The organism is Corallococcus sp. NCSPR001, assembly GCF_017309135.1.
GTDB lineage: Bacteria > Myxococcota > Myxococcia > Myxococcales > Myxococcaceae > Corallococcus.
Map to the genome: position 1 here is coordinate 4706822 of NZ_JAFIMS010000002.1, position 13512 is coordinate 4720333.

At 72.1% G+C, this 13512-nt stretch carries 11 protein-coding genes; 9 read left to right on the plus strand and 2 right to left on the minus strand.

Features of this window, described 5'->3' with window-relative positions:
- The first annotated feature begins 25 nt into the window (after positions 1-25).
- On the plus strand, positions 26-1672 hold the full coding sequence (locus JYJ93_RS21225; protein WP_206794036.1) for a DUF692 family multinuclear iron-containing protein: 1647 nt from the start codon (positions 26-28) through the stop codon (positions 1670-1672).
- A 68-nt stretch (positions 1673-1740) separates the two neighbouring features.
- Complete coding sequence (udk, locus tag JYJ93_RS21230; protein ID WP_206794038.1) at positions 1741-2379, plus strand: uridine kinase; 639 nt, start codon at positions 1741-1743, stop codon at positions 2377-2379.
- Between the two features lies 1 nt (position 2380).
- On the opposite strand, the gene JYJ93_RS21235 is transcribed toward udk, so the two are convergent.
- Positions 2381-3433 (minus strand): alpha/beta fold hydrolase, encoded by a 1053-nt coding sequence (locus JYJ93_RS21235; RefSeq protein ID WP_242543883.1) that lies wholly within the window; start codon positions 3431-3433, stop codon positions 2381-2383.
- A 35-nt stretch (positions 3434-3468) separates the two neighbouring features.
- Here JYJ93_RS21235 and JYJ93_RS21240 point away from each other — a divergent pair, with 35 nt between their 5' ends.
- Complete coding sequence (locus JYJ93_RS21240; RefSeq protein ID WP_206794040.1) at positions 3469-4398, plus strand: hypothetical protein; 930 nt, start codon at positions 3469-3471, stop codon at positions 4396-4398.
- Positions 4399-4416: 18 nt separating this feature from the next.
- Here the strand turns inward: JYJ93_RS21240 and JYJ93_RS21245 are convergent, their stop codons facing one another.
- On the minus strand, positions 4417-6612 hold the full coding sequence (locus JYJ93_RS21245; protein ID WP_206794042.1) for a PQQ-binding-like beta-propeller repeat protein: 2196 nt from the start codon (positions 6610-6612) through the stop codon (positions 4417-4419).
- Between the two features lie 97 nt (positions 6613-6709).
- On the opposite strand from JYJ93_RS21245, the gene JYJ93_RS21250 reads away from it, so the two are divergent.
- From JYJ93_RS21250 to JYJ93_RS21275, 6 genes are read left to right on the plus strand one after another with little or no spacing between them, the layout of a single operon-like run.
- Positions 6710-8995 carry an HTH domain-containing protein gene (locus JYJ93_RS21250; protein ID WP_206794044.1) on the plus strand — a complete coding sequence of 762 codons (2286 nt, stop codon included), beginning with the start codon at positions 6710-6712 and terminating at the stop codon, positions 8993-8995.
- A 53-nt stretch (positions 8996-9048) separates the two neighbouring features.
- Positions 9049-9966, plus strand: a complete 918-nt coding sequence (locus JYJ93_RS21255; protein ID WP_206794046.1) for a HEAT repeat domain-containing protein — start codon at positions 9049-9051, stop codon at positions 9964-9966.
- 3 nt (positions 9967-9969) lie between these two features.
- A complete protein-coding gene (locus JYJ93_RS21260) occupies positions 9970-10572 on the plus strand; it encodes a hypothetical protein (protein WP_206794048.1) in 603 nt (200 codons plus the stop codon).
- A 3-nt stretch (positions 10573-10575) separates the two neighbouring features.
- A complete protein-coding gene (locus tag JYJ93_RS21265) occupies positions 10576-11577 on the plus strand; it encodes a biotin--[acetyl-CoA-carboxylase] ligase (protein WP_206794050.1) in 1002 nt (333 codons plus the stop codon).
- 12 nt (positions 11578-11589) lie between these two features.
- Positions 11590-12360 carry a type III pantothenate kinase gene (locus JYJ93_RS21270; protein WP_206794052.1) on the plus strand — a complete coding sequence of 257 codons (771 nt, stop codon included), beginning with the start codon at positions 11590-11592 and terminating at the stop codon, positions 12358-12360.
- The gene (locus JYJ93_RS21275) at positions 12357-13496 is read left to right on the plus strand and encodes a hypothetical protein (protein WP_206794054.1); all 1140 of its coding nucleotides are present in this window, start codon (positions 12357-12359) and stop codon (positions 13494-13496) included. The genes JYJ93_RS21270 and JYJ93_RS21275 overlap by 4 nt, the downstream gene beginning before the upstream one ends.
- Positions 13497-13512: the final 16 nt, after the last annotated feature.

Consider the following 13512-nt stretch of genomic DNA (forward strand, 5'->3'; position numbering starts at 1 on the left):
GAGCCGGGCTGGTTAGGGTGTGCCCATGACGCGCCCTGCATCGGATTCGTGGTCACTGCCCTGGATGGGGTTGGGGCTGAGCAGCAACCTGAGCGCCTCGGACGTGCCGCATCCGTACCGGCTGCTCGACAGCTCGCCCGGTCTCTTCGACTTCGTGGAGTACAGCGCGCCCATCGCGCTGGAGGAGGCGAAGGCCCAGGCCACGCTCTTCCCGGAGATGTGGCGCCGCCGTCCGGAGGTGCCGGTCCTCTTCCATCCCGTGCACCTGAACCTGTGGGGTCCGGAGCTGGAGCCCGCGTCGGCGCTCGCGGAGCTGGATGCGCACGCGCGCGCGGTGGGCAGCCCGTGGGTGGGCAACGACGTGGGCTGGTGGCACGCGGGCGGCCAGCCCTTCCCGGGCTACCTCTACGTCACGCCGCCGTTCAACGACGCGGGCGTGCGGGACAGCGCGGCGCACGCGCTCCACATCCAGGCGGGCCTGAGCGTCCCGCTGGTGATTGAGAACCCCGCCGTGCTCGCCACGCGCGGAGGTCTGCACGCGCTGGACTTCATGGCGAAGCTGCACGCGCGCACGGGCCTGCCGCTGCTCCTGGACCTGGGTCACCTCTTCAGCCACCAGCTCTCCGCGGGCCTGCCCCTGCGCGCGGGGCTGGAGGGCTTCCCGTTGGATCAGGTCGTGGAGATCCACATCGCGGGCGGCGTGGTGACGCGCAGGGCAGGGCGGACCTTCTACGTGGATGACCACACGCAGCCCGTGCGCGAGGAGCTGTTCGAGCTGCTCGCGGAGGTGCTCCCGCGCTGCTCGCGCCTGCGCGCCGTCACCTTCGAGGGCGATGGCCATCCGCCGGAGGTGGCGCTCGCGTCGCTGCGGCGGCTGCGCGCGCTCGTCCCGAAGGAGTCCCGCGCCCCCATCGACATCCCCGCGTCGCGCGAGGCCGTGCCCGGGCTCAGCGGGGACAGCCGCCCGTGGACGCTGTTCGACGCGGGCCACGGCGTCACCCCGGCCACGGAGGACGAGGACCCCGAGGGCACGCGCGCGGACCGGGACTTCCGGCTGGCGGTGGTGGCGGAGCAGCTGGACAAGGACTGGCCGCTCACGCGCCTGTTGCTCGCGGCGACGCCGGAGGGGCTGGAGTCCTTCACCCGCTCTCGCGAGTACCGAGGCCTCTTCGACGGGCTGGGCAAGTCCCTGTCCCACGCCTTCGCGTCCTGGGCGCGCAAGCGCGTGATGGCCGCGCCGTCGGACGGGGTGGCCGCCGCGCTGTCCCTGGAGATGATGCTGCCGCACGCCTTCCTCCAGACGCCTCCGGCTCCGGCCCCGGGCCAGGTGGCGCTGGCCGAGGACGTCCGCCTGGGCTCCTTTCCCGCCGACCTGACGGAGCTGGTGTTCGCCACACGGGCGTTACGGCGGCACCTCACCGGCCGTGCGTGGGCCTGCGGGGCCCTGGAGGTCTCCGGCCTGGAGGCCCTGGCACAGGTGGCCGCCCGGCCGGGTCCGGGCCCGTGGCGCTTCGCCATCCGCCGGAAGGCGACGGGCTTCGAGGTCCTGACGCTACCCCCGGAGGTGGCCGCGGGGCTCCAGGGGCTGGCGGACGGTCCGCTTCAGGTGGAGGCCGTGCCCGCCTGGCTGCTCGCGGAAGGGCAAGCGCGTGGACTCTTGCGGCGCGCATAAGGAAGGGCACATGTCGGCCGGTCAACGGATCCTTGCGCCCACCTGTCTGGTGGGGTAGTGCCCGCCGCATGTCGTCACCCCTCGTCGTTGGCATCGCGGGCGGCACCGCGTCCGGCAAGACCACGGTGGCCCGCAAGGTGCGTGAGGCTCTCGCCGACTGCCGGGTCGCCTTCATTGATCAGGATTCGTACTACCGGGACCTGAAGGACATGTCCCTCGAAGAGCGGCGGGAGGTGAACTTCGACCACCCCGACGCCTTCGACACGGAGCTGCTGGTCAGCCACCTGCGCGCGCTCAAGCAGGGCCGCGCCATCCAGAAGCCCGTCTACGACTTCGTCACGTCCGGCCGTCAGCCGCACACGCACCGCGTGGACCCCGGGGACATCATCCTCATCGAGGGCATCCTCGTGCTGCACATGAAGGAGGTGCGCGACGAGATGGACGTGAAGATCTACGTCGACGCGGACGACGACCTGCGCATCCTTCGCCGCCTCACCCGCGACATCAAGGACCGAGGCCGCGACTTCGACCACGTGGTGGGCCAGTACCTGCGCCACGTGCGCCCCATGCACATGGGCTTCGTGGAGCCGTCCAAGCACCACGCGGACATCATCATCCCGCACGGCGGCAACAACGACATCGCCATCGGGATGCTGGTGGGCGCGCTCCGGGCGCGGCTCGCCTCGCAGCACCAGTCGCAGCGCTAGGCTAGCCGCGCAGCCAGCGCAGGAAGTCCTGCACCGGCCCCTTCAGCCGGTGCGCGTCCGACAGCAGGGTGCCGTGGTCCCCCGGCCCCTGCAGCTCCACGAACCGCGCCTGCACCCCCGCCGCCGTCAGCTGGTGGTAGGTGTCCCGCACGCGGCCCGCCGGAGCCAGCGCGTCCGTCGCGCCCGCGAGGAGCAGCACCCGCGCGCGGATCCTCGGGAACGTCTCCGTCAGGTCGCAGCCCGCGTACGCGGAGCAGAGCAGCGACCACGCGACCGGATCGAACGTGTCCGCGAACGACGCGGCCTCCGCCTCCAGCGCCGCCTGCGCCGCCGCGCTGTCCGGATACGCGGTGCCCAGGTGGTCGCGTCCGTAGAGCAGCTTGAGGTAGTCCATCCGCAGCCGCGTCAGCGTCCGGTTCGGTGCGCGCTCGCGCAGGGGCGGAGTGTCCTCGTTGTCGGGCGCCATGCGCAGCACCTGCGACGTGAGGCCCATCTTCTCGCGCAGCCCCTCCGGCAGGGCCCGCGCCGCGCCCAGCACCACCACGCCGTCCGCCAGCTCCGGGAACAGCGCCGCCAGCCGCAGCGCCACCAGCCCGCCCAGGCCAATGCCCACCAGGGCCTTCACGCGCGTGAGCCCCAGGGCCTTGAGCAGCGCGGAAACGCCGCGCGCCATGTCCAGCACGGTGAGCGGCGGCAGCCCCGCGCCCCACGGCGCGCCCGTGTGCGGATCCGGCGTCAGCGGCGACGTGGAGCCGAACGGGCTGCCCAGCAGGTTGGGCACGATGACCGGCGTCACGTCCGGATCCAGCGCCTTGCCCGGACCGATGAGCTCCCGCCCCCAGCCCGAGGGTTGGTACGCACCGTTCACTTCCGTGCTCAACGCCTGGTGGGAATGGGACAGGTCGTGCAGCACCACCACCGCTTTGCCGTCCGACGGTTTCCCATAGGCCTGCCAGGCAATCTGGGGGCTTCCCAGCAGGTCCCCTTCCTCCAGCGGAAGGGGCACGGTGAACAGTTGGATTCCCTCGGCCTGGGGCACGATGATGCGGCTCATATCATTGCCTGCCCGAACGCACAGGAGCCTGTCGCTTGAAGCGCTACTTCGGAATCATCATTGTCATCGCCCTGGTGATCATCGCCGCGGTGGCGAGTCACCGCACCGCCTCCGCGCGGGCCACCCAGGCGGAGCGGGACGCGGACTTCCGCCGGATCCAGGCCGTCTACCTGGAGCGCGTGGGCTGGATGCGCACCAACCCGGATGAGGCCTCCTACAAGGACGAGCTGAAGTCCTTCTTCAAGGGCTACTTCGACGACGTGGACGCGCACCTGGACCGCTTCCACGGCAACAAGAAGTTCGACAACTACCTGGCGGAGCTGGAGCAGCGCGAGGCGTCGGGTGGCGACAAGAAGGACAACCGCGCGGGGGACCGCAAGGCCTTCTACGATTACGCGCGCAAGCAGTTCGACGCGCTGAAGGACGGCCGCTACCGCCCGGTGATGTCCGCCACGGACAAGGGCATGCGCCTGGACATCGTGTCCAACGACGTCGTGATGGTGATGGGCAAGCCGCAGATCCGCCTGCAGCTGGTGCTCTGGGGCGCGCAGCGCGTGGAGAAGGACGAAGGCAAGCTGAAGAAGATGGTCACCAGCGCCTCGTTCGACACGGTGTGGAAGCTCACGGACGCGAAGGGCAAGCTGCTGGGCGAGATGCGCGGCGCCGACCCGTCGATGAAGATCGACTACCCCGAGCGCCTCATCGCCGAGTTCCCTCCGCAGATGGTGCTGGGCCACTACGACCTGGACCTCTTGCCCGCGGAGGTGGCGAAGCTGGAGATGACCATCAACGTCGCGTCGCACGCGGCGTCCGGCGGCAACGCCAACGCCACCTACGCGTGGAAGCTGGACGTGCCGTCCGAGTGGAAGCTGGGCGCCAACGAGACGTGGGAAGGCGCCACGCAGGAGGAGCGGCCGGAGGAGGAGATCGACCCGGCCAAGGCCTCCGCCAAGAAGGGCGAGTAGCGGACAGGCCGCGCTTCGTCACTTCACGACGGCGAAGTGCGACCCCAGCCGGTACGCGGACAGCGTGCCGGCGTCGTCCAGGAAGTACAGGTTGAGGCGCACGTCGGCCTGGAGCGCGACGAGCCCCACCCCCGCGCGAACCTCCGCGAGCACCTGACCGCCGCGAGGATCCACCGCGCGCACCACCTCTCCCGCGATGAGCGTCACGTCGCGGGCGGTGCGCGCGGGCAGCGCGGTGATCAGCGGCTCACCGGCCGCCCCCACCCGCCAGTCCACCTGTCCGTTCAGCGCCACGCGAGTCGCGGCCCCGGACGCGCTCGTCACCACCACCGCGCGAGGCAGCGGCGCCAGCGCATAGGGCCCGGGCCCCAGGTGCAGCGCGCGCTCCCAGACCTTCCGCCCTCGCGCGTCCAGGCACACCAGGAACCCGTCCTGGTCGCGCATCCCGGCCAGGAGCACCCGCTGGCCCACTGGCAGCGGCGTGGAGGGCAGGAGGAGGTCCGGCTCGAACGTCCACTGCGCCTCGCCGGTGTGCGCGTCCGCCAGCAAGAGCGCGTGATGCGAGCCGCGCCCCATGAGCGCCAGGAAGCGCCGGCCCCACGCCACCGGAGGCCCATGGAAGGGCAGGGGCGAGCGCAGCCGGTAGCGCACCTGACCGTCCTCCAAATCCAGGCCGTACAGGTAGCCCGAGTCCGTGGACAAGAGCGCCCGGTGTCCCTGCGTGGCCATCCACCCGCGCTGCGTGCGAGGCGGGGCCAGGCGCCACACCTCGCGGCCCGTGGCCTCCGCGAAGGCCACCGCCGTGCGGTCCTCCGACAGCGTCAGGAGCAGCCCGTCCTGGCGCAGGAGCAGCGGCCCCAGCGGGATGCCGTCATGGTCATGCAGCCACCGCGCGCCCGAGCCCCGGCCGGTGAAGCCGTACACGCGCGTGTCGTCCGCCGCCACCGCGTGGCCATCCGCGGACGCCGCCACGCCCAGCGACGCGGCCCGCCGCCACAAGAGCGCGCCGTCCTTGCGCGAGAACGCGCCCGCCAGCCCCGGCGCGCAGTACACCGGCCCGTGCCGGCCCAGGAGCAGCCGCGCCTCCTCCGGCTCCTCCAGTCCGCGCTGCTCCCAGAGCTTCTCGAAGCGCAGGCGCCTGAGCTTCCCGGGCACCTTCAGCGGACGGGACTCGCCGCGCGCCGGGGGGCTCTTGCGCTCGCGCGCTTCACCCTCCGCCTCGGGAGGCTTGTGCGCGCCACGCAGGTGCGACAGCCCCTCGCGGCAGCGCTCCGCCACCTCCACGAGGTACGGGTTGGACACCTGGACCCGGTGCGCCTCCGCGAACGCCAGGCCCAGCGCCTCCCCCAACTGGAAGAGGGCGGACAGGAGCGCCTTGGGCTCCAGCTCGAACCACGTGCCGGTGGGCCCCAGCTTCGCCCGCTGTCCGGGCAGGTCCAGCGTCAGGCGGGGGCGCACGCCCGCGGGCTCGAACTCGAAGCGGGCTTCGCCCAGTTCCACGGCCCGCGCCAGCTCCACCGCCTGCCGGGACAGCTCCAGCACCGTGAGGAACGGCGGCCCCGGCGCACGCCACGCCTGAGGCCGTCCCGGCAGCGCCAGCCACACCTCGCCCGCGCCCAGGAGCGGCGCCAGCGCCCCGGAGGTGCCCTTCGACGGCGCCTCGCGCGAGGCGGGGGAGATGTCCTTCAGCTCGAAGCCGAACCCCGGCACGGACACGGGCTCAATCCGCAGCGGGGTGGGGGGAGCGGGCTTCTCTTCCGCGTGCGGGGCGGCCTTGCCCAGGCCCTGGAGCGCCTCGCCCAGCTTCCGGGCGGCCGCGGCGGACAGGGCCTTGGGCGCGAGCTTCGTCACGTCCTGGAGGAAGCGCTGGCCGCTCTGGCGGGTGGCCTTCGTCAGCTCCTCGGCGTCCACCCGGATCGGCGGGCGCAACAGGTGGGCGGGCCGGGCGAGGCTCGCCACCGACAGCTCGATGTCCGGCCCGACGCGCCGCAGCACCAGCTCCAGGTGCGCCTCCGTCAGCGACACCTGCGCCAGCCGCCGCTTCCCCGCGTGCAGGGCCGCCACCGCCTCCACCAGCGCGGGGACGACCTCCGCCAGGGGCTCCTCCACCGCCCCGGACAAAAGGTTCACGCCGTCCAGCTCCAGCGCGATGGAATCGAGCGGGGAGGCTGACGGTTCGCGCTTCCAATGGTGTCCGATGCGAAGACGGGTCATTGACGTTCGTTGACAAGCCAGTTTAGCGGTGGCTAGCATCCGCCGCCCATACGGACCTACATTTTTGTAACCGTTCGGAATTCTTGGGGAATACTCGATGACATTTTACGAGGCCGCGCTCCGTGTGCTGGAGAGCGAAGGTCGCCCCCTGCATTTCCTTGAAATCACGGAGAAGTCCATCCAGCTGAGCCTGCTGTCCCACATTGGTAAGACGCCGGAAGTGACGATGCTGTCGCGACTGGCCGCCATGGCGCGACGGACGCGGGATCGCAAGGTGATTGTCACGGCGAAGGATACCTTCGCGCTGACGGACTGGTCGCTCTCCGAGGACGTCGAGGCACTTGCACAGACGGGCGTGATGGAGCCGCATCCGGAGGAGGAGTTGCCTCCGCTGCGGCCGGTGGAGCGTCACCCGGAGCCCCGCACGGACAACGTCCGCGCGTCGGGCCGTGGCACGGAGCGCAAGCGCCGCCGTGACGAGGGGGACGAGGAGCGGGGTGGCCGCCGCAAGCGCTTCCCGCCGCTGCCGGAGGTGGTGTTCGAGATCCTCAGCGAGGCGGACGCCGCGCTGCGCACGGATCAGCTCATCGAGCGCGCCAAGGGCAAGGAGCTGTGCGCCGAGGAGACCACGGTGGAGGCGGTGCTCACCGCCCTGCTGGAGGACAACCAGCGCCGCATCGACGCGGGCCGCCGGCCCCAGTACGCCTTCAACCAGGAGACCGGCGAGGTGTCCCTGGAGCGCGCGGGCGCGCCGAGCGAGGCGCCGCCCCTGGAGCTCCAGGCCGCCTTCGCGCAGGCCCTGGGCATCCCGCTGGAGGGGGGCCGCCCGGTGCTGGGCAAGCCCGCCGCCGCTGGCGAGCCCCTGGTGGACGAGGCCCTCATCACCACCGCGCGCACGGCCCTCAAGGACGCGCGCCGGGCGGTGGCGCGCGGGCTGCGCAAGCGCCTGGGCGACGCGGACGTGGGCACCTTCGAGAAGTCCGTGGTGAAGATGATGCACGGGCTGGGCTTCCGCGAGCTGAAGGTCGCCAAGCGCTCCAAGGAAGGCCCCCTGCTCACCGCGCGCAAGCGCGAGGGCAGCGTGGAGCTGCGCTACGCGGTCCGCATGCTCAAGGGCGCGCCGGGCATCGACCGCAAGACGGTGCAGGAGCTGCGGCGCGACCTGGGCCACTACTCGGCGCAGGTGGGCCTGCTGGTGAGCGCGGGCGAGGTGCGCGGCGACGCGCGCTCGGAGGCGCAGGCCTCCGGCTCGCTGGTGATGCTGTGGTGCGGTGACGCCCTGGGTGAGAAGTTCCTGGAGGCGAAGACCGCCGTCACCGTCACCCAGGTGGAGCTGTACGACATCGACGAGCGCTTCTTCGAGGCCGCGAAGCTGGACGCCGAGGAGGCCCAGCGCCGCCGCGAGGAGCGCAAGAGCGAGAAGCAGGCCCGCGAGGAGGGCGGTGGCGAGGTCGAGGCCGCCGCCACCACCACCGAGCGCGCGGAGCGTCCCGAGCGGAGCGACCGTCAGGAGCGCTCCGAGCGCCGCCGCGACCGTCAGCGCGAACGGGCCGAGGCGCGCGACGCCGCCCAGTCCGGTGCCGCCGAGGGCTCCGAGGCCAAGGCCTCGCCGGTGGCCCCCGCGCCGCCGCCCGCCGCCGGGTTCACGCCCGCTTCGGAAGAGGACGAGTCCGAGGAGGGCGACGACGAGGGTGAGGACGAGGACCTGGAGGCCGCCAGCGCCTTCGTGGGTGGAGCCAAGGAGGGCGCCGAGGCCGGCACCGCCGAGGGCAACGCCTCCGACCGCAAGCGCCGCCGCCGCCGTCGCCGGGGCCGTCGCGGCCGTGGCTCGCGCGGAGCGGAGGGCGCGCCCGCGGGTGAAGGCGGCGCTCCCGGCGAGGCAGCCGCCAGCGCGGGCGAGGCCGGTGCCACCACGGTGGCCGCGGTCGCCGCCGGTGAAGGCAACGGTTCCTCGGGCGGCGTCGCGGCCGACGCCGGCACGGTGGGCATGCCCGGTGAGGGCGAGGGCTCCTCCGGTGGCATCGCCGCGCCGTCCCCGGGTGGCAGCGTCACCGGTGAGACGGTCGCGCTCGCGGGTGAGGCCCTGCCCGTGACGACGGAGGCCCACCCCGCGAACGGGGAGGCCACCGCCACGCCGCCCTCCGTGGGCAATGCCTGGCAGGCGGGCGAAGCGGCGCAGCCGGAGTCCGACGAGTCCGCGCGGGCCCGGGCCGAAGCCGCGAAGGCCGCGTCCGATGCGGAGACCCCGGTCGCCGCGCAGGCGCTGCCTCCGGAAGAGGCCCCCGTCGAGTCGTCCTCGCAGCCCGCGGAGGTCCGCGAGGTGCACGAAGCGCCGGTGTCGCCTGGGACGGATGGTTCGTCCGAGGGCAACAAGGAAGGCTGATCCCCGCACGGAATCAGGTGCGGTGGACGCGGGAGTGTTAGCCTGTGGAGGCCATGAAGCCGGCCCTGCTGCTAACCTCCTGCGTGCTGTTCTTCGGGGCCTGCCGCTCGCAGGCTCCGCGCTATCCGGTGGCGCCGGTGGAGCTCTCCGGGACCACCCTGCGGGACAACGCCCTCCTGGGCTTCGGCCCGGAAGGCGTGCGGGAGCTGTTCGATGACGCGCTGGAGTCCTCCGGCCGCTTCGAACGGGTGGCTGACGAGTCCCCCAAGAAGGCCCGCCCCTGGCGGCTGTCGCTGGACGTGCCCTTCACCCGCGAGGTGCTGAAGGACGGCAACCCGCACAGCTACGCGGAGGTGGGCGCCAACCTGTCCCTGGAGCGCTTTGGCGGCAACACGCCCCAGCGCTACGAGGTCGTGGGCCTGGGCGAGGCGGCCGTGGAAGTGGACTCGGCGGAAGGGCGGCGGGCCGCCATGCGCGGCGCGCTGGAGAGCGTGCTGCGGCAGGTGACGGAGGCCGCGGTGCTGCAACTCGCCGCGCTGGAGCGCGCGGACGAGGCGCTGGTGGCGGACCTCCAGGCCAACGACTCGCGCATCCGTGAGTTCGCCCTGCGCACGCTGGCCGAGCGCAAGCACCCGGCCGCCGCGCCGCTCCTGATTGAGCGCCTCAAGGACACCGGCGACGCGGAGCAGGTGCGCCGCACCATCGGCGCGCTGGCGGAGATGAAGGCGAAGAGCGCGGTGCCGGCGCTCATCGACCTGGCGCGCGGACGCGACTCGGGCTTCCTGCAGGAGATCGTCTTCGCGGTGGGCGAGATTGGCGGCCCGGAGGCGGAGGCGTACCTGTACACGGTGGCCCAGGGCCACGACACGCCGTCGGTGCAGGCCGCCGCGCAGCAGGCGCTGGACACGCTCTACGCATCACGCAACCACGCAACCGCGGAGGCGCGTGGCCAGGGCCACGCGGACCCCTAGCGCATGATGAAGCAATCGCTGTCGATGGTGGGGGGCCTGGCCCTCCTGGCCTCCACGCTCATGGGTTCCGGCTGCGCGAAGCGCGTCGAGTCGGACACGCGCCCCTCGCCCGAGTCCATCGCCCAGTACTACCCGCTGGCCGTGGGCAACGCGTGGACGTACCGGATTGACGGCCGCGACGACAAACCCGTCACGGTGGAGATCGTCAAGGAGCAGGACGGCTACTTCGTGGACAACCAGGGCGGCCAGCTCACCGTGGACGCCTTCGGCCTGCGCGACCCCAAGCGCTACCTGCTGCGCGGCCCGTTGGAGGCCGGGCGCGGCTGGAACAACGTCGTGTCCGTGTCCTCCACGGAGCGCTACCAGCTGGTGCAGGTGGGCTTCGCCTGCAAGGTGCCCGCAGGCTCGTTCCCCAACTGCGTGAGCGTGGAGGGCCGCAACAAGGTCGACGCGCAAACGACGCTCGTCAACACGATGACCTTCGCCGCGGGCGTGGGCCTGGTCCGCGTGGACGTGGCCACGGAGCACGACGGCAAGCGCGTGCCGCAGACGGAGCTGGAGCTCATCTCCTACAAGGCGGATGCCGCCGCGCCCGCTCCCCACTGAAGCGTGGAAACGACGAACGAGCTCTCGCAGGACGCGCGCATCCTCAACTTCCTCGCGGAAGGCGGGGAGGGCTTCATCTCCGGTGAGGCGCTGTCCAACCGGCTGGGCCTGTCGCGCACGGCGGTGTGGAAGCACGTGGAGGCCCTGCGGCTGAAGGGCTACCGCATCGAAGCGGTGCCCGCGAAGGGCTACCGGCTGGTGGGCCGGCCGGACCGGCTCTCCGCGCTGGAGGTCCACCCGCTGCTCGCCACGCGCGCGGTGGGCCGCGTGCTGCACCACCACGACACCCTCGGCTCCACCAACGCGACGGCCTTCCGGCTGGCCCAGGACGGTGCTGTCCACGGCACGGTGGTGGTGGCCGAGCAGCAGACGGCCGGCAAGGGACGCCGGGGCCGCGCCTGGGTGTCGCCGCCGAACCTGAACCTGTACTTCTCCGCCATCCTGCGCCCGGAGCTGCCCCCGCAGCGCGCGCCGGAGCTCACGCTGGTGGCCGCCGTGGCCCTGGCGGAGACGCTGCGCGAGGCGGGCGCGGACGCCGCCATCAAGTGGCCCAATGACGTGCAGATCGGCGGCCGGAAGGTGGCCGGCATCCTCACGGAGCTGTCCGCCGAACCCGAGCGCGTGCACTTCGTCATCGTGGGCGTGGGGGTGAACCTCAACTCCGGCGAGGAGCACTTCCCGGACGAGCTGCGCGCCACGGCCACGTCGCTCGCCCTGGCGCTGGGGCGGCCCGTGGCCCGCGCGCCCTTCGCCGCGGCCCTGTGGACCCGGCTGGAGGCCTGGCTGGAGACGTACCTGGCCACCGGCTTCGACGCGGTGCGCACCCGCTGGAAGGCGCTCTCCAGCACCCTGGGCGTCCCCGTCCGGGTGCGGACGGACCGGGGGGACTGGGAGGGGTTCGCGGAGGACATCGACCCCACGGGCGCGCTGATGGTGCGCATGGCGGACGGGCGGGTGGAGCGCGTGCTGGCGGGGGACGTGGAGCAGCTGCGTCCCCAGCGCTAGAGTGCGCCCCTGATGCTCCTGGCCATCGACGTCGGCAACACCAACACCGTCCTGGGCGTGTACGAGGGCCGGCGGCTCCTGGACCACTGGCGCCTGGAGACGAGCGCGCGAAGGAGCGCGGACGAGTACGGCATCCTCGTGCGCCAGCTCTTCGCGTGGAGCGGCGTCGACGCGAACCAGGTGAAGGCCGTGGCGGTGTCCAGCGTGGTGCCGCCGCTCCAGTTCATCCTGGAGAAGATGAGCGAGCGCTACTTCAAGACGCGCCCCATGTTCGTGGGCCCGGGCGTGAAGACGGGCATGCCCATCCTCTACGACAACCCGCGCGAGGTGGGCGCGGACCGCATCGTCAACGCGGTAGCCGCCTACGAGAAGCACCACCGCGGCCTCATCGTCGTGGACTTCGGCACCGCGACGACGCTGGACGTGGTGACGCCCAAGGGCGAGTACCTGGGCGGCGCCATCTGCCCCGGCATCAACATCTCCATGGAGGCCCTGTTCCAGAACGCCTCCAAGCTGCCCCGCGTCGAGTTCGCCCGGCCGCCGCACGTGGTGGGCCGCAACACCGTGCACTCCATGCAGTCCGGCCTGGTCCACGGCTACGTGAGCCTGGTGGACGGCATGTGCGCGCGCATGGAGGCGGAGATGGGCTTCTCCGCGAAAGTGGTGGCCACCGGGGGCCTGGCCCCGCTGGTGGCCAGTGAATCGAAGGCCATCCAGGAGGTGGATGAGTTCCTCACCCTGGAGGGGCTGCGCATCATCTACGGAAGGAATCACGCGACATGAGCACCGCCGCTGACCCCAGCATTCCGGCCCCGCCCCCGGGCTGCCCCTTCAACGCCGAATTCCTGCCGCCCAACCTGCGCAAGCATGTGGACCCCAACGCCCCCGTGCCCCTGCGGATGATGGCGGCCAAGTCCCTGGTGCCGCTCAACCCGGCGGACATGCTGGGCGCCCTCTACATGCTCACGTTCGACCCGGACGCGGGCGTGCGTGAGACGGCCGCCAAGACGTCCTCGAACCTGCCGGAGCGCATCCTCGGCTCCGCGCTGCGCGACGAGGGCGTGCAGCCGCCCGTGCTGGGCTACTTCCTGGGCCTGCTCAAGGACAAGGAAGCCTACGCGGAGATGCTCGTCCTCAACTCGGAGACGCCGGACGACGCCGTGGCCAGCGTGGCGTCCTCGTGCAGCCCGAAGGTGGCGGAGATCATCTCCCAGAACCAGCTGCGCCTGTTGCGCAACGAGGGCATCCTCCGCGGCCTGTGCGCCAACCCCGGCGTCCCGGCGTCGCTGGTGGACAGCGTCTGCGACTTCGCGGTCCGCAGCGGCCTGGTGCTGGCGGACGTGCCCGCGATGCAAGCCGCGCGCGTGCGCATCTACGGCCCGCAGGCCGCCGCCGCGCCGCCGGACCCCGGCCCCACCGCGGAGGAGGTGCTCCAGGAACTGGGCCCGCAGGCCGAGGCCGAGGACGCCGCCCCCATGGAGGAGGGCAAGCGCCTGACGCTCGCGCAGCGGATCATGAAGATGTCCATCGCGGAGAAGATCAAGCTGGGCACGCTGGGCAACAAGGAGGCCCGCTCCGCGCTCATCCGCGACACCAACAAGCTCGTCTGCGTGGCCGTCATCCGCAGCCCGCGCATCACCGACGGCGAGGTGCTCGCGTGCGCCGCGAACCGCGCCATCAACGAGGACGTGCTGCGCGTCATCTACAACAACCGCGAGTGGACGAAGATGCAGAAGGTGAAGCTCGCGCTGGTGAAGAACCCCAAGGTGCCGCTCACCGTCACCATGAAGTTCCTCAACACGCTGCGCGACGCGGAGCTGAAGGACCTGGCCCGCGACAAGAACGTGCCCGCCGCCGTGCAGTCCTTCGCCAAGAAGCTGCACGAGAAGAAGACGGCCCCGAAGCAGCCGCCCAAGTAGCCGGGGCGTGGAGCGG